The following is a 20778-nucleotide window of genomic DNA, read 5'->3' as shown; positions in this document are numbered from 1 at the left end:
GCTTATTTTTTATAGACTGATTGTCGATGGATATTCTGCTACAGCAGATTTTGAATGGCCTAGTGCTGGGTAGTATCTATGCCTTGATTGCATTGGGCTACACCATGGTCTATGGGATCTTAGGAATCATTAACTTTGCTCATGGCGAGGTTTTGATGATTGGCGCATTGGTATCCCTCACCCTCATCACATTCATTACGCAATTACCGCTGGGTTTACCACCATGGGTATTACTAGTTTTAGTTTTATTGATGACCATGGCAGTATGCGCGTTGGTTAGCTATTTGATTGAGCGTTTTGCTTATCGGCCTTTGCGTCAAGCACCACGTTTGGCACCATTGATTTCTGCGATTGGCGTCTCGGTCTTATTGCAAACCTTGGCCATGATCATCTGGTCTCGTAATCCCATGACCTATCCTCAGTTACTACCATCGACACCCATCGAGATCTTGGGTTCAGGAGCAACCATTACGGGTAAAGAAATTGTGATTATTGTCACGTCTTTTTTAGTTATGGCTTTATTGCTTCTGATTGTGCAAAAGACCAAGCTCGGACGGGCGATGCGCGCAACGGCTGAGCAGCCGAACGTGGCTGCGTTGATGGGTGTTAATCCCAATCGGGTCATTTCGATCACGTTTATGTTGGGAGGCGCGCTGGCAGCCCTTGCCGGGATCATGATGGCCACCAACTACGGTAATGTGCATTTCTCAATGGGATTTATTCCTGGATTAAAAGCTTTTACTGCTGCAGTACTGGGCGGTATCGGCAATATTCAGGGGGCGATGTTAGGTGGACTGTTGCTTGGTCTGATTGAGGCGATTGGGGCTGGTTACATCAGTGATTGGACTGGTGGTCTCTTAGGATCCAACTATCAAGATATCTTTGCCTTCATGGTCTTGATCTTAGTATTGGTATTTAGGCCTCGCGGCTTGCTGGGTGAGCGAGTATCGGATCGTGCTTAAACCATTTTTTCATCGCACGTCTCGTCGTGATCAACAACGATTTTGGATCGCGAGTACGATCGCATTACTAGCTCTACCTTGGATCATGGGCTCGGTTGGCGGTAACTACTGGGTTCGGGTATTGGATTTTGCCTTGCTATACGTTGTTCTCGCATTGGGCCTCAATGTGGTGATTGGTTTTGCGGGTTTACTCGATTTGGGCTATATCGCTTTTTATGCAGTGGGCGCCTATAGTTATGCTTTACTAGCTTCGCCCCATCTCACTACGCAATTTCCTGCCATCGCCGCTGTTTTTCCAACCGGAATTCATTTTCCATTGTGGGGTGCACTCATCCTCTCTTTTGGATTGGCCGCGATCTTTGGGGTGCTTCTTGGATTTCCAACCCTAAAGTTACGCGGCGATTATTTGGCGATTGTGACCTTGGGCTTTGGGGAAATTATTCGGATCTTCTTAAATAACCTTGATCGCCCCCTCAATCTAACAAATGGGCCTAAAGGGATTGGCAGTATTCAGCCAATCGAGCTCTTTGGCATCAATCTCTTAAAGCCAATGAATATCTGGGGTCTAGAGATTCCATCACTATATTTACTCTTCTATTTTTTCTTAATCCTTGCCGTTCTAGTTGCCATTGTCTGCTCGCGTTTAGAGCATTCTAGAATCGGTCGTGCCTGGGTGGCGATTCGGGAGGATGAGATCGCCGCGGAGGCGATGGGGATTGACACTCGTAATATGAAGTTATTGGCGTTTGCGATTGGCGCAAGTTTTGCAGGTGCCGCAGGTGTATTATTTGCCGCCTTTCAAGGCTTTGTATCACCCGAGTCCTTTACTTTATGGGAGTCGATTGTGGTTTTAGCCATGGTGGTAATGGGTGGGATGGGGCACATTCCAGGGGTGATTCTTGGGGCAATCTTGCTCGCTGTTTTTCCTGAGCTGTTACGAAGCATTGCAGCCCCGATTCAGCAATTTGTCTTTGGGTCGGTTCTTGTTGATACCGAAATTATTCGTCAGTTACTGTATGGCTTGGCGCTGATCCTCATCATGCTCTATCGACCTAATGGAATTTGGCAAAAACCCGATACTTTGAAAGCCTCAAACGGATGAGTGATCTCTTAACAATTTCTGGAGTATCGAAGCGCTTTGGAGGCATTCAGGCGCTTGATGATGTGGGTATTCGTGTACGGGAGGGCACAATCGCTGGGCTTATTGGGCCTAATGGCGCCGGCAAGACCACTTTCTTTAATGTCATCACTGGCTTATATCCAGCTGATCAGGGTGCGTTTGAGCTCCAGGGTCGCCCATATTCCCCTCATTCAGTATCTCAGGTCACCCAAGCGGGGATTGCTAGAACCTTTCAGAACATTCGCTTATTTAAAGAAATGACCGCCTTGGAGAACGTCATGGTGGGATGCCATTGCCGCTCATCCATTGGTATATGGGGCGCGGTCTTGGGCACACAATCCAATCGACGTGAAGAGCGCGACATCCGTGAAAAATCACTTGCCTTGCTCGCGTATGTTGGCTTGCAAGACTATGCACGACATAAGGCTAAAAATTTATCCTATGGGTACCAACGACGTCTTGAAATTGCCCGTGCTTTAGCCACCGAACCGATTCTATTGGCTCTTGATGAGCCAGCTGCTGGGATGAATGCCAGCGAGAAGCTGGAACTAAAAGAATTAATCCTAAAGATCCGAGCTGATGGCAAAACAATTTTACTCATTGAGCACGATGTACATCTCGTAATGAGTCTTTGTGATCATTTGACGGTGCTTGATTATGGCAAGGTGATTGCCGATGGATTGCCCGATGCAGTACGCAGTCATCCAGAGGTGATTCGGGCATATTTAGGCGGGGCGGCGGCATGAGTACGACACCTCTTTTAGAGATCAAGCATCTGAAGTTGTCGTATGGCGGAATTGCTGCCGTTAAAGGGATTGATTTTTATATCAACGCAGGAGAGTTGGTTACTTTGATCGGGGCAAATGGGGCGGGTAAAACGACGACGCTAAAAGTAATTGCCGGTCTTCTAAAGCCAAGCGCTGGATCGATTCAATTCTTAGGGCATGCGATTGGGGGCAAGCCGGCCTATGAGTTGGCTGCGCTTGGGATTGGATTGGTACCAGAAGGCCGAGGAGTGTTTGCCAGGATGACCATTTTGGAGAACCTGCAAATGGGCGCATACATCCGCCAGGGTTCTCAGTCGTCGGAGAGTATTGATCAGGACCTTGAGATGGCGCTTACAACCTTTCCACGCCTGCGTGAACGTTTGTTCCAATTGGCCGGCACCCTCTCTGGTGGGGAGCAGCAAATGGTAGCGATTGCTCGGGCGATGATGGCTAAGCCAAAGCTTCTCTTACTCGATGAGCCCTCGATGGGTCTGGCACCGCTCATGGTAGAAACTATTTTTGAGGTGATTCAAAACCTCAATCAACAGGGCATGACGATTTTGCTCGTTGAGCAAAATGCCCGCTTGGCCCTATCGATGGCAGACCGTGCCTATGTAATGGAGAGTGGAGCGATTACCCTATCGGGATCGGCTGATCAGTTATTTAATGACGACCGGGTTCGCGAAGCGTATCTGGGGGCAGATGCAAAAATCAAAGAGACTAAAGAAACTTAAGTCAGTTTCTTCAGCAGAACCCGCAAGGTAGCGCACATTTTGAGAATTTCCTCTTCGGTGACATTGAGGGCGGGCATAAAGCGCAATAGATCGGGTCTAGGCGAATTAATCAGCAGGCCCTCGGGTTCATGCTCTCTAGCAAGCTCGACCAAGGAGGGGCCAATATCCTTACCCAACATGAGTGCCCGAAGCAGTCCTTTGCCACGTTCGCCTTTTAGCCCGAACTCAGAACAAAGTTTCAGCAATTCACTTTGCAAGAATGCTCCTTTTTGAATCACTGAGTCCAAAAAGCCAGGAGCTAAGAGTTGTTCAATCACACTAATCCCGACCGCAGTCATCAAAGCATTGCCATTGTAGGTACCCCCTTGATCCCCGGGTACAAAGCAGGCGACTGCATCGGTGCATAAAAGGGCCGCGAGTGGAACGCCTCCACCAATTCCTTTACCAAGGGTCATGATGTCGGGCTCAATCCCAAAGTTTTGGTAGGCAAACAATTTACCGGTTCTTCCAAAACCAGCCTGCACTTCATCTACGATGAGCAATAGATTGTGCTCTTTAGTGAGCTGACGTAGTTCTTTCATGAAGGCATCATCAGCAGGGATGACGCCACCTTCACCTTGGACAGGTTCAAGCATAACGGCGACGGTTTTATCGGTGATGCAGCGTTTGACCGATTCAATATCGTTAAGATCAGCCTTTGGAAAGCCTGGCACTTGGGGGGCGAAGAGAGTATCCCAGCCCGGCTTGCCCGATGCACTCATCGTTGCTAAGGTCCGCCCATGAAAACTATGATCGAAGGTAATGATTTCGTAAGCGCCGCCTTTATGAATCTGCCCCCATTTACGAGCAAGCTTGATCGCGCCCTCGTTGGCTTCTGCCCCACTGTTAGCAAAAAACACTTTGTTAAAGCAGCTGTGGCTAGTTAGTAAATCGGATAACCGAATCATCGGTTCGTTATAAAAAGCAGGGCTAGGGTTAATCAATTTCTGGGCTTGAGCGTTTAACGCAGTAACAATGCCAGGATTACAGTGCCCCAAGCAATTCACGGCCCATCCTTGGAGGAAGTCCAAGTAGCGCTTGCCATTTTGATCGACCAACCACGAGCCTTTGCCCTCCATCATGATGATGTCCGGCCGCTTGGTGATATACATCACCGAATGGGCATCAACAGGACGAGGATCAGAAAGTTGATTCATAGCACAATCATACAAAAGATCGTTGTAAAAAGGGAATTTGCCTTCAGGTACAGAAAACTAGGCATATGCTAGATCAGCCTCGCTCGTGAATGAGTCGGCATAAAACTCATCCTCGGGCAGACCGCATTGCTTAACAAAGTCCGTTTGGGCTGATTGAATCACAATTGGAGCCCCACAAGCATAAACTTGGAATGCGCTAAGATCCGGAAAGTCTGCCATCACGGCACGGTGAACAAAGCCTGTCCGGCCAGTCCAGTGATCTTCTGGTAGCGCGTCAGAAATAACCGGAATGTAATGGAAGCGAGGTAGGGTACTAGCAAACTCCTGACAAAGAGCATCCATGTAGAGATCTTTGGGGCGTCGGCCACCCCAGTAGAAATAGACCTCACGATCAATTTTCTTCTCACGCATATGCAACAGAATGGATTTGATCGGAGCAAAGCCTGTACCGGATGCTAAGAAAATAATGGGTTTCTGAGTATCCTCACGCAAGAAAAAACTTCCTTGGGGGCCTTCAAAACGCAAGATATCTTTTTCTTTGATTGCATTACCATCAGCTCCTTGACCAAAGAGGGGGTCAGTAAAAAGACCGCCTGGCAGATGGCGAATGTGCAACTCAATGGGGCCCTCTTGATGTGGGGCGCTGGCAATCGAATACGCACGACGTTTATTGTCTTTAAGTAAAAACTCCAGATACTGACCGGCTAAAAATTGAAAACGTTCACTTGCAGGCAATTGCAGCTGAAGAATTGCAACATCGTTACTTGGATATGCAATTGTCTGAATCCGACAGGGTACTTTGCGCACTGGAATATCGCCACCGCCCTGGATTTCGCGAACGTCGATTAGAACATTAGATTTGGGGTGGGCGCAGCATAAAAGGGTCGCGCCCGCGGTTTCGTCGAGGGTGCTCAGGGCACTTTGGCTGTGGTCTCCATGCTCAATTCGGCCCTCGAGCACTTTGCCCTTGCATGATCCGCAAGCACCATTTTTGCAGCCATAGGGTAGTTGAATGCCCTGGCGAATAGCAGCTTCCAGAACGGTCTCATCTTCGTCCACTGCGAATGTTTTGCCGCTCTTTTTAAGTTCCACCTGGTACTGCAATTCCACTTCTCCCAATAAATCATTACGATGTTAATTCTATGATCTCCAAAACCAGCCTATTTCGTCGCCCCCGAATCCTCATTATTGGATGCGGTGATATCGGTATTCGGGTTGCGCAGCAGCTGCAAGGCAATGCACTCGCTCAATCGCAAGGCCGACCCAAGCTCTTCGCATTAAGCAGTAGCCCTGAGCGTTTTACCGAACTTCGAAAGCATGGCATCACACCCATTGAAGGTAATCTTGACCATCCTGAGGCTTTATGGCGAATTGCCCATTTAGCAACAACCGTCATTCATCTAGCACCACCAGCACAAGATGGTGAGTACGATCAACGCACCCGCAATTTAGTACGAATTTTATCCCAGCAGGGACGATCTGTCAGACGCCTGGTTTACATCAGTACGACCGGGGTATACGGTAATCGCGATGGTGATTTTGTCGATGAGACCAGTCAATTACGACCCACCAGTCCGCGGGCGAAGCGGCGCGTGGATGCAGAACAAACACTTCGCTTTTGGGCGGCCTCACAAGGCGTTGCGTTAACTATTTTGCGCGTGCCCGGAATTTACGGACCTAATCGCTTACCAATTGAGCGCTTAAAAAACAACACCCCTGCTTTGCAAGAGCCGTTTGATGCGTATTCGAACCATATTCATGCAGATGATCTTGCTCGGCTCATTTGTGCAGCATTGTTTATCGGCAAACCACAGCGCGTGATTAATGCATGCGATGGTAGTGAGCAAAAAATGGGCGATTACTTTGATGAGGTCGCTTGCGCACTGCATTTGCCGAAGCCCCTGCGATTGCCGCCCGATGAGGTGCGAGCTCAGGTGGGTCCCATGATGTGGTCATTCATGGCCGAATCAAGGCGAGTTCGCAATCAACGAATAGGTGAACTAAAACGTCCCCTGAAATATCCTCGGGTTAAAGACTATTTGAAAACTTTGTAATTATTTCCAGCCGTCTTTCAGACCAACGCTGCAATTAAAGACCAACTTTCCTGGGGCGCTATCTTTACGATCAACCACAAAGTAGCCGTGGCGCTCAAATTGAAAACGATCTTCTGGCTCGGCGCTCTGCATACTGGGTTCCACATAGGCTTGAATCACCTTTTTGGAATCTGGATTAATAAAGCTCAGAAAGTCATTGTCACCGCTATCCGGGTGTGGATCGGTAAATAAATGCTCATATAGACGAACCTCAACAGGTAAGGCTTCTGCAGCATTAATCCAGTGGATGTTGCCCTTTACCTTGTAATTGTTAGAGTCTGGTGTGCCACTTTTACTATCAGGAAAATAGCGCGCATGAACCTCAGTGACTTTGCCCTGGTCATCGAGTTTGACACCGGTGCACTCGATGACAAAGCCATGACGTAAGCGTACACGCCCACCAGCCCCTCCATCTTTGGGTGGGAACAGACGGAAAAATCCTTTTTCAGGATTCATCTGAAAATCATCGGCCTCAATCCAAAGCTCACGTCCAAAATGAAACTCGCGCTTGCCCCATTCCGGATGGTGCGGATGCTTGGGGGCAGAACACGGTTCTTTTGCACCAACTTCATAGTTTTCAATCACAAGCTTGAGCGGATCTAGTACTGCGCTGGCGCGAGGGGCGCGCGCATCCAAATCATCGCGTAGAGCTTGCTCAAGAACACTCATATCAATCCAGCTATCGGCTTTGGATACGCCAATCCGTTCACAAAATAAACGAATGCTCTCTGGTGTGTAACCACGGCGGCGGATTCCGGCGATGGTTGGCATACGAGGATCGTCCCAGCCGTCGACGCGTTGCTCCTCAACGAGTTGCAGGAGTTTGCGTTTACTCGTAATGGTGTAAGTGAGATTGAGTCTGGCAAATTCGTATTGATGGGGTAAAGGGCCTTTAAAAACCCCGCACTCTTTCAGACTGTTGAGAATCCAGTCATACAGCGGACGGTTGTTTTCAAACTCGAGGGTGCAAATCGAGTGCGATACATTTTCAAGAGCATCTGAAATACAGTGGGTAAAGTCATATAAAGGATAAATACACCACTGATCGCCAGTGCGGTGATGATGAGCATGACGAATACGATAAATGACTGGATCACGCATCACGATATTGGGGTGAGTCATATCAATCTTTAGACGCACCACATGGCTACCATCGGGGAACTCGCCAGCACGCATTTTTTCCAAAAGTGCAATGTTCTCATCGGCCGATCGATCTCGATAGGGACTATTGACACCCGGTGTCGAAAAATTACCGCGATGACGATGAATTTCCTCCGCGCTTTGACTATCGACATAGGCTTTGCCGTGACGCATCAAGATTTGCGCAAACTCATAGAGACGTTCAAAGTAATCGCTGGCGTAATACAAATGCTCATGGCCCTGATGGTGCCAATCAAATCCCAACCAACGCACCGCATCTAAGATGCTATCGACATATTCCACATCCTCTTTAGTTGGATTGGTATCGTCAAGTCGCATATGGCAACGACCACCTGAAGGCAGGGAATCATAGTCTTTCGCTAGGCCATAGTTGAGGCAAATACTTTTGGCATGGCCAATATGCAGGTACCCATTTGGCTCGGGCGGAAAGCGAGTGACCACAGCTGGCAAAGGCTTGCCATTTGCATCAACGCGATTGGCATAAATACCCTTAGCTAAATCATGATCAATGATTTGCCGTAAGAAATTAGACGGTTCGACTGGGTTTGCAGATGGCGTGGACATCCCACTATTGTAGAGAAGACCGCTAGGGTGGTTCTGAAAGCCAAAAAATAAGGCCCGCAACAGCGGGCCTTAGAGGATCGCATCGATTTGTTATTGTTCGTCCACAAACACTTTTTCGCGACTCTTCTTCACGGCAGGCAAGGTAACCACAATCAGTAGTAGGAGCGCAGCAATGAGCAGACTCAAGGAGAGTGGGCGAGTGACAAAAGTTGTGAAATCACCCCTTGAAAGGAGGAGTGCACGACGGAAGTTTTCTTCCATCATCGGACCCAATACAAAGCCCAACAGTAATGGAGCTGGCTCGCAGCCAAACTTCACAAACATATAGCCAATTACACCGAATGCTGCAGTGACGTACACATCAAAAATAGAGTTGTTCACGCTATACACACCAATACAGCAGAACACCAAAATGGCGGGGTATAGGAAGCGGTATGGAATCTTGAGGAGACTAACCCAAACGCTAATTAAGGGTAAGTTCAGCAAAATCAGCATCACGTTACCAATCCACATCGAGGCAATCAAGCCCCAGAATAGGGTGGGATTGCTTGTCATTACCTGGGGTCCAGGCTGAATATTGTGAATGGTCATCGCACCTACCATCAATGCCATCACTGCATTGGGCGGAATACCAAGGGTTAACAGGGGAATAAATGAGGTTTGCGAGGCCGCATTGTTTGCAGCTTCTGGACCAGCAACACCCTCAATGGCGCCTTTACCAAACTCTTCGGAATGTTTGGAGCTCTTTTTCTCAACTGAGTAAGCACCAAAAGCGGCAAGGGCAGCGCCGCCGCCTGGCAAGATTCCTAACATCGAACCAATGGTGGTCCCGCGCAAAATTGAGGGGGTCATCCGCTTCACGTCATTCCAACTTGGAATCAGCGAAGTGACCTTGTTGAGGAAGGACTCGCCGGCACCTTTACGCTCCAAGTTCACCATGATCTCAGCAAAGCCAAACACACCCATGGCGACTGACACAAACCCGATACCATCAGTCAATTGAGGGATGTCAAAAGAGTAACGGGCAACGCCTGAGTTCACGTCGGTACCGATGAGGCCGAGTAGTAGTCCCAGCAAAATCATGCCAACCGCTTTGATGAGTGACCCGGATGCCAAAACCACGGCACCAATCAAACCCAAGACCATCAGAGAAAAGTATTCGGCAGGACCAAACTTAAAGGCCACTTCAGCCAATGGCGCGGCAAAGCCTGCCAAAATTAAAGTTGCCACACAACCAGCAAAGAATGAGCCCATTCCGGCAGTAAATAATGCAACGCCTCCACGACCGCGTTTGGCCATTTGGTAGCCATCGATTGCCGTTACCACCGAGGACGTTTCCCCGGGAATATTCAGTAAGATCGCCGTGGTCGAGCCCCCGTATTGAGAACCGTAGTAAATACCGGCCAACATAATGAGTGCGGGAGTGGGGGGAAGAGCGTATGTCGCTGGCAAGAGCATGGCAATCGTTGCCACGGGGCCCAAGCCTGGCAATACCCCAATTAAGGTTCCTAATAAACAGCCCAGAAAACAATAGAACAAATTCTGGACCGTAAATGCGGTCTCAAATCCTAAAGAAAGATTATTTAGTAATTCCATGTGATCGATTCCTGAGGATTATTCTAAAAATACCGGCATGATGGGAAACTGCAATCCAAGGCCGAAAATGAATGCAAGATAGCTAAAGGCTGCAAGCGCAACAGCATTTAGAACTGCACCTTTCCAGCCAAACTCATGGCTAACGCTTGCCGAAACAACCACCAAAATAATGATCGTAATTACAAAACCCAAGATAGGCAGTAACAAACCATATAAGACAACCGATCCGGTAATCCATAAAACAATCTTCCAGTTCCAGGGTGGCATCTCTTCAGGATCGGCCTTTTTGGAGAATGAACGAATTGTGATGAACAAACCGAGAGCGGTCATCAACACACCCAGCCAAAATGGAAAATAACCTGGACCCATCTTGGCAGCGGTGCCCATTTTGTAGCCAGTGGCAATAATGGCAAAGAATAGGCCGATGACCATATACATGATCCCAGCGCCAAAATCCTTTTTATTGCGAATGTTCAAAATCTGTCTCCTTTGTAGCGATTGCCGCCTTTTCGTAAAGGGCTATTTTTAGTCGATTTGTGATTGTAAGGGAATGAGCATGGGCATATTTAAGGGTTTGCCCTAATTCTGTGCCAATGCGATAATTCTGCGGATGAAAGTCTCCGAAATCCGCCAAGCCTTCCTTGATTATTTTGCCTCCAAGGGTCACCAAATCGTGGCTTCAAGCCCCGTGGTTCCTGGTGATGATCCCACCTTGCTATTTACGAATGCCGGGATGAATCAGTTTAAAGATGTCTTTTTGGGATTTGATAAGCGGCCATACCAGCGTGCCACAACCGCACAAAAGTGCATTCGCGCTGGTGGTAAACACAATGACCTTGATAACGTTGGGTATACCGCTCGTCACCATACCTTTTTTGAGATGCTCGGTAATTTCTCGTTTGGCGATTACTTCAAAGAGGATGCGATCCAATTTGCCTGGGAACTGCTAACTCAGGTCTTTAAGTTACCCAAAGATAAGTTATGGGTCACCGTCTATGCCGAGGACGATGAAGCCTACGATATTTGGGAGAAAAAAATTGGTGTACCGAAAGAGCGTATTGTGCGCATTGGCGATAACAAGGGTGCGCGGTATGCCTCCGATAACTTTTGGATGATGGGTGACACTGGGCCCTGTGGACCGTGCACTGAAATCTTTTATGACCATGGCCCAGAAATTGCTGGTGGCCCTCCGGGTAGCCCTGATGAGGATGGCGATCGTTTCATTGAGATCTGGAACAACGTCTTCATGCAATTTAATCGCGATGAGGCCGGTGAGATGCATCCCTTGCCTAAGCCTAGTGTTGACACCGGTATGGGCTTGGAGCGAATTGCTGCTGTTTTGCAGCATGTGCACTCCAACTATGAAATCGATTTATTTGTTCATCTCCTGCAAGCGGCAAAAGACGCGGTTGATCGTGCCGGGGCTAATGGTTGTGATTTAGATAGCCCATCGTTGAAGGTGATTGCAGATCACATCCGCGCTTGCAGCTTTATTGTGGTCGATGGAGTGATTCCAGGTAATGCGGGGCGCGGTTATGTCTTGCGGCGCATTGCGCGACGCGCGATCCGTCATGGGTATAAATTGGGGGCGCGTCAGGCCTTCTTTCATCAGTTAGTGCCGGCCTTGGTCGCTGAAATGGGCGATGCATATCCTGAGTTACGCCAAGCGCAAGATCGGGTCATGGATGTACTCAAGCAAGAAGAGGAACGTTTTTTCCAGACCATTGCCAATGGCATGGAGATTCTAGAATCTGCGCTTCAAAATAATCAATCTGTTCTAGATGGAGAAACCGCGTTTCGTCTGCATGATACGTTTGGATTCCCTCTCGATCTCACCGCCGATGTCTGTCGTGAGCGCGGAGTCAGTGTCGATTCAGCTGGCTTTGAGGCGGCGATGCAACGCCAACGTGATCAAGCACGGGCTGCCGGTAAATTTAAGATGGCACAGGGCTTGGATTACCGGGGCGAGCCTACCCAGTTCTTAGGCTACGAGCAAGTGTTGATTGAGAATGCTCGCATCACCGCTTTGTATCGTGATGGCAGCCCCGTCGACTCGATTCGGCCCGGTGAAAGTGCAGTCGTGGTTCTGAATCGCACCCCGTTTTATGCAGAATCTGGTGGTCAAGTCGGCGATCGTGGCGAGTTACGAACTGAGCAATCGCAATTCATCGTGGCGGACACTTTTAAGATTCAGGCCGATGTCTTTGGACATCAAGGTGAACTTCAAGAGGGCGAGTTAAGGGTTGGGGATATGGTTGAGGCGCGCGTGGATACAAGCTTGCGTGCTAAGACGATGCGTAATCACAGCGCTACGCATTTACTACACAAGGCCTTGCGCGAAGTCCTTGGCGATCATGTGCAACAGAAGGGTTCCTTAGTCGATGCCGACAAGACTCGATTCGATTTCACCCACACTGCACCCTTGACGAAGGCTGAAATTACTCGGATTGAGCAAATGGTCAATCATGAGATTTTGACCAACACTGCAACTGCTGCCAATGTGATGGCTTTGGAGGATGCGCAAAAGACCGGAGCCATGATGCTATTTGGCGAGAAGTATGGTGAGCGTGTGCGTGTACTTGAAATTGGATCTTCTAAAGAGTTATGCGGTGGAACCCATGTCAAGCGAACGGGTGATATTGGTAGTTTTAAGATCGTCTCTGAGGGTGGAGTGGCTGCTGGTATTCGTCGGGTTGAAGCGGTGACCGGCACGAATGTGATGGATTTTGTTCAAGGGCTTGAGTCGAAGATCCAAGAGGCGGCCCAGTTGTTAAAGACGGCTCCTCATGATCTGCCGCAACGCGTTAGTCAATTGCAAGATCAACTCAGACATGTTGAGCGTGAGCTCGAGCGCGTAAATGCAAAATTAGCTGCGAGCCAAGGCGATGATTTAGTCAATCAAGCAAAAGATCTGCAAGGCATCAAAGTGTTGGCAGCTCAATTAGATTCGGCTGATACAAAAGTATTGCGAGACACGATGGATGCTCTGAAGGCCAAATTAAAGTCAGCCGCGATTGTTTTGGCATCCGTTCAAGACGGCAAGGTAAGTCTCATTGCTGGGGTGACCAGTGATGCGACCAATCGGATCAAAGCGGGTGAGCTCGTCAATTTTGTGGCTCAACAAGTGGGCGGCAAAGGTGGCGGCAAGCCCGAAATGGCGATGGCTGGTGGTAGCGATCCAAGCGGTTTAAGTAAAGCGCTCGCTGCCGTTGATGCTTGGGTTGCCGAGCGGATTTAGCAATTCATCGCTAAAATGGCATTAAATAGGAGAATGAGATGAGTGAAGCAGGCTCGATTGTGGTTCATCGCGAAGTGGATGCCATTGGCATGAACTGCCCTTTGCCTATTCTGCGTACCAAGAAAACCCTCGCTGAAATGCAAACCGGTGAGGTCTTAAAACTCAAGGCAACCGATTCAGGCGCAACGCATGACATCCCCGCCTTTTGCAAACAAACTGGTAATGAACTGATCGCTACAGATAACGAGGGCGATACGATGGTGTTTTACGTCAAGCGCCGCTAGGATAATCTCGTACTTCGATCCAGCATTTTTTTAGTAGCTTCTAATACTTGACTGGGCTCTAGCATGTCAAGGCACTCACTTTTGCTATTGGCGGTATCAAAGCAGCCCGCTTTTCGGCAAGGAACACAATCACCCGGGCCTTGCAAAATGCACACCTTACCGACGATTTGGGTTCGACCTCGAAGTTGATAAGGGCGCTCGCCAATGAAACCATTGGGCCAGGGCCCAAAATTGGTAGGTGGTGTAGGTCCAAACAAAGCAATGGTTGGGATTTCGCAGGCGGCAGCAAGATGCGTTACTGATGTATCAACACCAATATATAAAGCCGCACCATCTAACAAGGTTTTGACTTGGGGTAAGTTGAGCTGCCCCTTAGTGTCAATGACCAATTGGGTGACCTCGTGATCGAGCAAGGACAGAATATCTCGGTTAAGGGAGAGATCCTGCTCTGCAGGCGATGCACTTAAGACCACTTGATACTTTAAGGCCACAAGATCTTTAATTAATTGAGCCCAATACCCTAAAGGCCAGCGCTTATAGCCATTGAGCGGACCCGGATGCAAAACAATATACGGTTGACGAAGTTGGCTTTGTAACACCGGGGTAAGGGCTTCGCTGCTTGGAGGAGTCACCGAGATTGGATTTGCAAAAAGGTCGAGACCCTTAGCGCGGTAGAAAGGTTCGAGAAGCTTGAGTTTTTCAACGATGACGTGTTGCTCAAAATAATCGACTGGAACCCAATGCATACAGATGGAGCGTTTCCATGCACTTTTCTGCCGACTCTTTGGGGTATCTTGTACCACTACACCAACACGGCGAAGCGCAGCAAGGGAACCAAAAAAATAGGCTCGATCGCTAGGTTGGGTGATGATGGCTAAATCGTAACGTTGGAATAGACGATTAAACAGTTTGAGGTATTCCCAAAGATTGGGATGTTCGGAGGTTTCAATCAGCTCATGAACTTCTGGATTGCCCTTGAGCATATCGAGCTTGCCGCGGTAACCCAAGAAATCAAATTGCGCCTTGGGCCAAATGCGACGAGCTGCTTCAATTAAAGGTGTGGTGACCAGCACATCGCCAATTTGTCGTGTGGCGATGAAGAGAACTCGGGTAGGATCGTTCATACCTGTATACCAGCCTTGGCCATAATTTTTTCGCGGACTCGCTTTGCATTCTCTGCTGCTTTAGACTGATCAGAGATTCGATGAAATAGATGAAATACCTCAGTTGACCATGCACCAGATTGACGTCGAATACCAGCATGTTGTAGTCGAAAGACAAAATCAGCATCTTCGTGACCCCAACCAGTCATAGACTCATCAAAACCACTAATCGTCAGCGCATCCTCTTTCCAGCAAGCCATATTGCAACCTTTAATGCGGCGCCAAACAAATTTTTGATAAACGCGCCACGCCCCCGGACCCAGCTTCAGTACGATGGGCCAGAACTTATTAATTCCACCATTTAAGCGATAGCTAATTAAATTGCTTTTGAAAGCTGCGAAGTTCCACCGCGGCCAACTTAGGATCTTTTGGGTTAATGATTCGCTTAGAAGTACGCGACTGCCGGTCACCATCATTTGAGGCTTAGCAAGCTGACGGTGGCGCTTCACAAAATCAGGTTGCACAATACAGTCCCCGTCTAAGAATATGAGGTATTCGCCCTGGGCAGCCAAAATGGCCTGATTGAGAATAATGGTTTTCCGAAACCCTTGATCCTCTTGCCATAAGTGTTGGATCGAGCGCTTGGAGCGCTCCTTCATGGAGCGTATTAGTGTTGCGGTTTCTGGTTTAGAGCCGTCATCAGCAATGATGATTTCAAAGTTTCGATCAGTTTGAGTTTCTAGTGATTCGAGGCAAAAGCGCAGGGCTTCTGGCCAGTTATAGGTCGCAAGTAGGATCGAGATTTTGAACATAAGCGATCCTAACCCTTTTGATTCTGAGCGCGTGCCATTTGCTGAAGTCGCCAAAGCTTCATATATCGATAATACGTGCCCTGTGCATTGGAGCACGCCAAGGAAAAGCCTTGAGGACCATCTAGAAATCCAGCTCGCAAAAAATAAGTTCGAATGAATGACCAGGCTCCGTGCAAGATAGCTTTGATAGGACTGCCGGTTTTACCTTTGGCGAATGCCTGTTGGGCGGAGTCGGTAGAGTAGCGCTCCATTTTTGCCTTGACTTGCTCGGCGTTCATGAAACTGTAATGCAGCATCTGATGCTTTAGTTTGAGAACGGGTCCCTGTGGGATTAAACGTTCATGTACTAAATCAGAGGAAAATCGTGCACTGCCCCGCTTAAAAAGGCGATCCACATAGTCGGGAGTCCAGCCAGAATGACGCATAAAGCGTCCGCAGTACCAGGATAAGCGTGGGATGGCATAGCAATCGGCATGCGGTTGATTAAGAACTGTTTTGATCTCTGCACGCAGTTCGGGGGTCAGGCGCTCGTCGGCATCAAGCGATAAGACCCAATCGCAGTTTGCTAAGTCAAGAGCCCGGTTCTTTTGGGGCCCAAAGCCGGGCCAATCGTCGGGGGAGCTTATTAGCGCCCCATGGGCTTTGGCAATCTCAAGGGTTTTGTCAGTGCTTTGGGTGTCTACCACTACAATTTGGTCAGCCAGCCCGTCTAAGGAGGTTAAACAATCCCCAAGATTGGCTTCCTCGTTCCGAGTGATGAGTATGACTGATAAGGTGGACATAATTCATTATATGAATGCTTCAGACCGTCAAGCCCTAAATCGATTAATTGGCTATTTGCGCCCCCATATCCGCCTAATTGTTGGCTCATTGGTGGCTATGGCCTTTGTGGCGGCGTCGGAGACCTCTATTCCCGCTCTCATGAAGCCCCTTTTGGATGATGGCTTTTCGGGGAAGATGAATGATCAGCTATGGTTAGTCCCAGTCTTTCTTGTCGGTCTGGCTATTGTGCGTAGCGGAGCTCAATTTCTCTCGAACTATTTGCTAACCAAAGTCATTAGTAATATTTTGTTGAAGCTGCGCGAACAAATGTTTACCAGACTCTTACGTGCCAAGACCGAGTATTACCAAAAAACCACGGCCTCGAACTTAATTAATGCAGTGGTCTTCGAGGTCAATAATGTCCTATCGATTATGGGCGGTATGTTGATCAGTCTGGTGCGTGATCTGCTAACCGTGATTGGTTTGATGGGGTATTTGTTGTATTTGAATTGGCGCTTAACCTTGGTGGTCTTTGTGATTTTCCCGATCATTGCCTATGTGATGAGCAAGATCAATAAACGCTTGCGTAGCCTCAATCGTCAACAGCAGAGTATGACTAGTGAGTTGGCGTATGTAGTTGAGGAGGCCGCAGCCGGTCATAAGATAGTGAAAGTGCATGGCGGTGAAGACTATGAGATGCGTCGTTTTATGGAAAAAGCCGAGCAATTACGCAAGTTCACACTGAAGGCAGCGGTTGCCGGCGGATTAAATCAGCCGATCACTCAATTAGTTGCCTCGATGGCTTTATCGGTCGTCCTAGTCATTGCCATCATGCAATCGGCTAGCCAAGGCGTCACAGTTGGGAGCTTTGCAGCCTTTATTACCGCGATGCTGTTAATCGTATCTCCGCTCAAGCACTTAGCTGATATTAATCAGCCTTTGCAGCGGGGGCTCACCGCTGCTGAGATGATCTTTCAGTTAATTGATCAGCCGGTTGAGGAGGAGAAGGCGCAAACATCGAATCTCAAGCGGCTTGAGAAGGCTCAAGGTGAAATTAGGTTTGAAGACCTTTCTTTCTCATACAACCAAGATGAGGGTCGAAAAGATGCCTTACGTAACATCAATCTCACGGTTAAGCCGGGCGAGGTGATTGCTTTTGTGGGGCCATCCGGTGGAGGTAAATCAACGCTAGTTAATTTGTTACCACGTTTTTATCAGCCCAAATCCGGTCGGATTTTGCTCGATCAAATCCCAATTGAGGAGATTGTTTTAACGGATTTACGTAAACAAATCGCTTTTGTGAGTCAAGATGTGATTCTGTTTAATGACACGATTGCAGCTAATGTCGCGTATGGCTCGAGCACTGGTGATGATATTGATCGCGGTCGTGTGATTGAAGCGCTAGAGGCAGCTAATTTGTCCAACTTGCTCTCTGAATTACCCGATGGAATTGATACGCCAATTGGGGATAACGGCAATCGTTTATCGGGTGGTCAACGACAACGCCTTGCGATTGCGCGCGCAATCTATAAAGATGCACCTATTCTGATTCTGGATGAGGCAACCTCTGCCCTGGACTCAGAGTCTGAGCGCCAAGTGCAAGAGGCGCTCGATCGGCTGATGGCCGGTAGAACCACTTTAGTAATTGCGCATCGCTTATCAACTATCGAGCATGCTGATCATATTGCTGTACTCGACCATGGTGAGATTGTGGAATACGGTCCCCATCGGGAGCTCATTGCCAAAAACGGTTTATATGCCGGTTTGCATCGCCTGCAGTTTAGCGAGGCAAGCTAGGCAATCGAATCAATTTAAGACAATATCGTATTGTTCTTGCCTAAAGCCAGCCTCAGCCTGGAGCCGAATTGGTTTTTGGATAAAGTCGCCGAGCATAGCTAAGAATTGATTCTCTTCCTCAAGGAATAAATCAATGACATCGGGTGAGGCAACAATGCGGAACTCTTTGGGATTAAATTGGCGATGCTCACGCACAATCTCACGCAAGATTTCATAGCAAATCGTCTGCGGTGTTTTCGTTTCCCCTTTGCCATTGCAAGACGAGCAGGGTTCACACAAAATATGAGATAGGGACTCGCGCGTTCGCTTGCGTGTCATCTCAATCAGTCCCAATGAGGAAAAATCGTTCACATTGGTGCGCACATGATCACGCGCTAAATTCTTCTTCAGCTCGCCAAGCACTGCTTCTTGATGGTCGCTCTGCGTCATGTCAATAAAATCAATGATGATGATGCCGCCCAGATTGCGCAAACGTAATTGACGGGCAATCGCTTGGGCAGCCTCTAGATTGGTTTTAAACACGGTGTCGTCTAAATTACGAGCCCCAACAAAACTCCCGGTATTGACATCAATAGTGGTCATCGATTCGGTTTGATCGATCATCAGATAGCCGCCTGACTTAAGATCGACACGCCGTCCTAGTGCTTTATTAATCTCAGAATCAATATCAAAGAGATCAAAGAGGGCGCGCTCACCTCGGTAGAGAGTCAGCTTGGAATTCAGTTGTGGCATAAACATCTGTGCAAACTGAGTCAAACGTTCAAAGTTTTCAGCCGAATCAATCCGAATCTGACTAGTCTCAGGGCCAGCCATGTCTCGTAATACCCGCTCGGCTAAATTGAGGTCTTGATGAAGAAGCGCGGGGGCCGCTTTTTCTTTGGCGCGTTGCGCAATTTGTTGCCAGGTGGTGCGAAGGTACTTCAGGTCAGAAATCAAGGTTTCATCGCTCACATGTTCGGCACTGGTGCGAACAATGATGTCGCCGGATTCATCTGCAGGAATCAGACCTTTCAGACGGTTTTTGAGTGCTTCGCGTTCCTCGGGATTTTCAATCTTTTGTGAGATGCCAATATGAATCTCTTGACCTAATGGCCGATGAATTTGTGGCAAATAGACCAAATTACGTCCCGCAATACTAATTTGGCGGGTGAGTCTGGCTCCTTTTGTTCCGAGGGGGTCTTTAAGTACTTGCACCAAGAGTGTCTGTCCTTCGAACAATACTTTTTCAATCTGACCACCAGTTTGCTGTTCGCCCAAATCATTAAAGTGAATGAATGCAGCACGTTCTAAACCAATATCAATAAAGGCTGATTGCATCCCAGGTAAGACCCGCGCCACCTTCGCCAAATAAATATTGCCCACAATTCCACGCTGGCGCGTACGTTCAATATGGAGTTCTTGAACGGCATTTTGCTCAATTAAAGCAACGCGTGTTTCTTGTGGGGTGATATTGATGAGGATTTCTTGAGTCATGATTAGGTTAAACCAAAACGTACATCTGCTACTCGTAGTAGTTGGGCAGTTTCAAATAAGGGAAGCCCCATGATACCGCTATAGCTTCCAGAAATCTCCTCAATAAACGTAGCGGCCATCCCCTGAATGCCATAGGCACCCGCCTTCCCAAATGCTTCACCGCTGCTGACATAGCGTTCAATTTGCTCATGGCTTAATGTCGTAAACCGTATCCTTGACTTTTGTAATACGCAGACCGGGATGCTTGTGGGCTCAGGGGTGATGGCAAGGGCTGTGTAAACCCAATGCGTCTGACCGCTCAAGACGTGCAATATCCGCATCGCGTCTTCTTGATCGTGCGGCTTTCCAAGGATTTCGTGATCGGGCGAGCCTGGAAGGCTTACGGTGGTGTCGGCGCAAAGTATTGGCGCCCAGGGAAGCTCGAGACTTACTTGGCGGCGCCGATGCCAACGCTTGAGAGCTGCGATACTTTTAGCAATGGTTACGCGTTGCGTGTAGTCTGCAGCACTTTCGTTTGCAAGAGCGAGCTCTAGAGACTCGGTATCCTCATCAGGCCCTGGCAGGAGTAGCTCGAAGCGTACTCCAATCTGCGAGAGTAACTCTCGGCGACGCGGGCTTTGCGAGGCGAGGTAAATAAAGTCATACTTCATGTTAAAAGATTTCCCATTTACTCACGATGATAGGGGTGGCCTTGCAGGATGGTCCAGGCACGATAGAGTTGTTCGATCAGCACTAGGCGAGCAAACGCATGTGGCAGGGTGAGGCTTGATAGTTTCCAGATTAGACCGCCATTTGCTTTGAGGCTTGGGTCAAGCCCATTTGCTCCGCCGATCAAGAACGCAATATCTTGACCATTTGCCCGCCAATTCTTGAGATGATCCGCAATCGCTTGAGTTCGCAGATCGATGCCATGCTCATCTAATGCAATGACGACCGCACCTTTTGGAATCGCTGCAATGATTTTGCTCGCTTCTTTAGCAGGATTAATATCCGGCTTTAGTTCTTTAAGCTCAATAACGCAGTCGCTGGGCATGCGTTTTTGGTATTCCTGGCATGCTCTAGATACCCAGTCTGGCATTTTGTGACCAACCGCAATAATCCAAAGACGCATGGTTT

The 20778-nt window shown here is 48.4% G+C and carries 19 protein-coding genes; 8 read left to right on the top strand and 11 right to left on the bottom strand.

Annotated features, from left to right (window positions below; all coding sequences use genetic code 11):
* Positions 1-26 precede the first annotated feature (26 nt).
* From QUE62_RS07310 to QUE62_RS07295, 4 genes are read left to right on the top strand one after another with little or no spacing between them, the layout of a single operon-like run.
* On the top strand, positions 27-962 hold the full coding sequence (locus QUE62_RS07310) for a branched-chain amino acid ABC transporter permease (protein ID WP_286223414.1): 936 nt from the start codon (positions 27-29) through the stop codon (positions 960-962).
* Complete coding sequence (locus tag QUE62_RS07305; protein ID WP_458574822.1) at positions 955-2064, top strand: ABC transporter permease subunit; 1110 nt, start codon at positions 955-957, stop codon at positions 2062-2064. The genes QUE62_RS07310 and QUE62_RS07305 overlap by 8 nt, the downstream gene beginning before the upstream one ends.
* A complete protein-coding gene (locus tag QUE62_RS07300) occupies positions 2061-2828 on the top strand; it encodes an ABC transporter ATP-binding protein (RefSeq protein ID WP_286223413.1) in 768 nt (255 codons plus the stop codon). Before QUE62_RS07305 ends, QUE62_RS07300 begins: the two co-directional genes overlap by 4 nt.
* Positions 2825-3583, top strand: a complete 759-nt coding sequence (locus QUE62_RS07295; protein ID WP_286261309.1) for an ABC transporter ATP-binding protein — start codon at positions 2825-2827, stop codon at positions 3581-3583. The genes QUE62_RS07300 and QUE62_RS07295 overlap by 4 nt, the downstream gene beginning before the upstream one ends.
* Here the strand turns inward: QUE62_RS07295 and QUE62_RS07290 are convergent.
* Positions 3580-4779: an acetylornithine transaminase gene (locus QUE62_RS07290; RefSeq protein ID WP_286261308.1), complete on the bottom strand. Its 1200-nt coding sequence runs from the start codon at positions 4777-4779 to the stop codon at positions 3580-3582. The genes QUE62_RS07295 and QUE62_RS07290 overlap by 4 nt on opposite strands.
* 57 nt (positions 4780-4836) lie before the next feature.
* A complete protein-coding gene (locus QUE62_RS07285) occupies positions 4837-5883 on the bottom strand; it encodes a CDP-6-deoxy-delta-3,4-glucoseen reductase (RefSeq protein ID WP_286262599.1) in 1047 nt (348 codons plus the stop codon).
* Between the two features lie 38 nt (positions 5884-5921).
* Here QUE62_RS07285 and QUE62_RS07280 point away from each other — a divergent pair, with 38 nt between their 5' ends.
* Positions 5922-6833, top strand: coding sequence for an SDR family oxidoreductase (locus tag QUE62_RS07280; protein ID WP_286261307.1), 912 nt, complete (start codon positions 5922-5924; stop codon positions 6831-6833).
* On the opposite strand, the gene QUE62_RS07275 is transcribed toward QUE62_RS07280, so the two are convergent.
* The 3 genes from QUE62_RS07275 to QUE62_RS07265 form a co-directional block, all read right to left on the bottom strand.
* On the bottom strand, positions 6834-8597 hold the full coding sequence (locus QUE62_RS07275; RefSeq protein WP_286261306.1) for a glutamine--tRNA ligase/YqeY domain fusion protein: 1764 nt from the start codon (positions 8595-8597) through the stop codon (positions 6834-6836).
* 90 nt (positions 8598-8687) lie between these two features.
* Complete coding sequence (locus QUE62_RS07270) at positions 8688-10193, bottom strand: tripartite tricarboxylate transporter permease (protein WP_286223408.1); 1506 nt, start codon at positions 10191-10193, stop codon at positions 8688-8690.
* Positions 10194-10211: 18 nt separating this feature from the next.
* Positions 10212-10670 (bottom strand): tripartite tricarboxylate transporter TctB family protein, encoded by a 459-nt coding sequence (locus tag QUE62_RS07265; protein WP_286223407.1) that lies wholly within the window; start codon positions 10668-10670, stop codon positions 10212-10214.
* Between the two features lie 133 nt (positions 10671-10803).
* Between QUE62_RS07265 and alaS the strand changes: the two genes are divergently transcribed.
* Both alaS and QUE62_RS07255 read left to right on the top strand, forming a co-directional pair.
* Positions 10804-13431, top strand: coding sequence for an alanine--tRNA ligase (gene alaS, locus QUE62_RS07260; protein WP_286261303.1), 2628 nt, complete (start codon positions 10804-10806; stop codon positions 13429-13431).
* 56 nt (positions 13432-13487) lie between these two features.
* Positions 13488-13715, top strand: coding sequence for a sulfurtransferase TusA family protein (locus tag QUE62_RS07255; protein ID WP_108509395.1), 228 nt, complete (start codon positions 13488-13490; stop codon positions 13713-13715).
* Here the strand turns inward: QUE62_RS07255 and QUE62_RS07250 are convergent.
* From QUE62_RS07250 to QUE62_RS07240, 3 genes are read right to left on the bottom strand one after another with little or no spacing between them, the layout of a single operon-like run.
* Entirely contained in the window at positions 13712-14839 is a 1128-nt protein-coding gene (locus QUE62_RS07250; protein WP_286226548.1) for a glycosyltransferase family 9 protein, read from the bottom strand. The two genes, QUE62_RS07255 and QUE62_RS07250, sit on opposite strands and share 4 nt — an antisense overlap.
* Complete coding sequence (locus QUE62_RS07245; RefSeq protein ID WP_286261301.1) at positions 14836-15630, bottom strand: glycosyltransferase family 2 protein; 795 nt, start codon at positions 15628-15630, stop codon at positions 14836-14838. Before QUE62_RS07245 ends, QUE62_RS07250 begins: the two co-directional genes overlap by 4 nt.
* An 8-nt stretch (positions 15631-15638) precedes the next feature.
* Positions 15639-16412 carry a glycosyltransferase family 2 protein gene (locus QUE62_RS07240; protein WP_286261299.1) on the bottom strand — a complete coding sequence of 258 codons (774 nt, stop codon included), beginning with the start codon at positions 16410-16412 and terminating at the stop codon, positions 15639-15641.
* Between the two features lie 10 nt (positions 16413-16422).
* Between QUE62_RS07240 and msbA the strand changes: the two genes are divergently transcribed.
* Positions 16423-18189, top strand: coding sequence for a lipid A export permease/ATP-binding protein MsbA (gene msbA / locus QUE62_RS07235; protein WP_286261297.1), 1767 nt, complete (start codon positions 16423-16425; stop codon positions 18187-18189).
* 9 nt (positions 18190-18198) lie between these two features.
* Here the strand turns inward: msbA and rng are convergent, their stop codons facing one another.
* Genes rng through rlmH form a run of 3 tightly spaced genes read right to left on the bottom strand, consistent with a single transcriptional unit; the run spans position 18199 to position 20773 of the window.
* On the bottom strand, positions 18199-19662 hold the full coding sequence (rng, locus tag QUE62_RS07230; protein ID WP_286225135.1) for a ribonuclease G: 1464 nt from the start codon (positions 19660-19662) through the stop codon (positions 18199-18201).
* A gap of 2 nt (positions 19663-19664) precedes the next feature.
* Entirely contained in the window at positions 19665-20312 is a 648-nt protein-coding gene (locus QUE62_RS07225; RefSeq protein ID WP_286261295.1) for a Maf family protein, read from the bottom strand.
* 17 nt (positions 20313-20329) lie between these two features.
* Positions 20330-20773, bottom strand: a complete 444-nt coding sequence (gene rlmH / locus QUE62_RS07220) for a 23S rRNA (pseudouridine(1915)-N(3))-methyltransferase RlmH (RefSeq protein WP_286225133.1) — start codon at positions 20771-20773, stop codon at positions 20330-20332.
* Positions 20774-20778 lie beyond the last annotated feature (5 nt).

The sequence above is a fragment of the Polynucleobacter sp. HIN9 genome (assembly GCF_030297635.1).
In the GTDB taxonomy this organism is placed as follows: Bacteria; Pseudomonadota; Gammaproteobacteria; order Burkholderiales; family Burkholderiaceae; genus Polynucleobacter.
This window is presented reverse-complemented; position numbering and strand designations above follow the sequence as displayed.

Excerpts from the sequence above, each read along its gene's own strand:
- QUE62_RS07310 (WP_286223414.1), top strand. The coding sequence starts at position 27 with ATGGATATTCTGCTACAGCAGATTTTGAATGGCCTAGTGCTGGGTAGT.
- QUE62_RS07300 (WP_286223413.1), top strand. The coding sequence starts at position 2,061 with ATGAGTGATCTCTTAACAATTTCTGGAGTATCGAAGCGCTTTGGAGGC.
- QUE62_RS07295 (WP_286261309.1), top strand. The coding sequence starts at position 2,825 with ATGAGTACGACACCTCTTTTAGAGATCAAGCATCTGAAGTTGTCGTAT.
- QUE62_RS07290 (WP_286261308.1), bottom strand. The coding sequence starts at position 4,779 with ATGAATCAACTTTCTGATCCTCGTCCTGTTGATGCCCATTCGGTGATG.
- QUE62_RS07280 (WP_286261307.1), top strand. The coding sequence starts at position 5,922 with ATGATCTCCAAAACCAGCCTATTTCGTCGCCCCCGAATCCTCATTATT.
- QUE62_RS07275 (WP_286261306.1), bottom strand. The coding sequence starts at position 8,597 with ATGTCCACGCCATCTGCAAACCCAGTCGAACCGTCTAATTTCTTACGG.
- QUE62_RS07270 (WP_286223408.1), bottom strand. The coding sequence starts at position 10,193 with ATGGAATTACTAAATAATCTTTCTTTAGGATTTGAGACCGCATTTACG.
- alaS (WP_286261303.1), top strand. The coding sequence starts at position 10,804 with ATGAAAGTCTCCGAAATCCGCCAAGCCTTCCTTGATTATTTTGCCTCC.
- QUE62_RS07250 (WP_286226548.1), bottom strand. The coding sequence starts at position 14,839 with ATGAACGATCCTACCCGAGTTCTCTTCATCGCCACACGACAAATTGGC.
- QUE62_RS07245 (WP_286261301.1), bottom strand. The coding sequence starts at position 15,630 with ATGTTCAAAATCTCGATCCTACTTGCGACCTATAACTGGCCAGAAGCC.
- QUE62_RS07240 (WP_286261299.1), bottom strand. The coding sequence starts at position 16,412 with ATGTCCACCTTATCAGTCATACTCATCACTCGGAACGAGGAAGCCAAT.
- msbA (WP_286261297.1), top strand. The coding sequence starts at position 16,423 with ATGAATGCTTCAGACCGTCAAGCCCTAAATCGATTAATTGGCTATTTG.
- rng (WP_286225135.1), bottom strand. The coding sequence starts at position 19,662 with ATGACTCAAGAAATCCTCATCAATATCACCCCACAAGAAACACGCGTT.
- QUE62_RS07225 (WP_286261295.1), bottom strand. The coding sequence starts at position 20,312 with ATGAAGTATGACTTTATTTACCTCGCCTCGCAAAGCCCGCGTCGCCGA.
- rlmH (WP_286225133.1), bottom strand. The coding sequence starts at position 20,773 with ATGCGTCTTTGGATTATTGCGGTTGGTCACAAAATGCCAGACTGGGTA.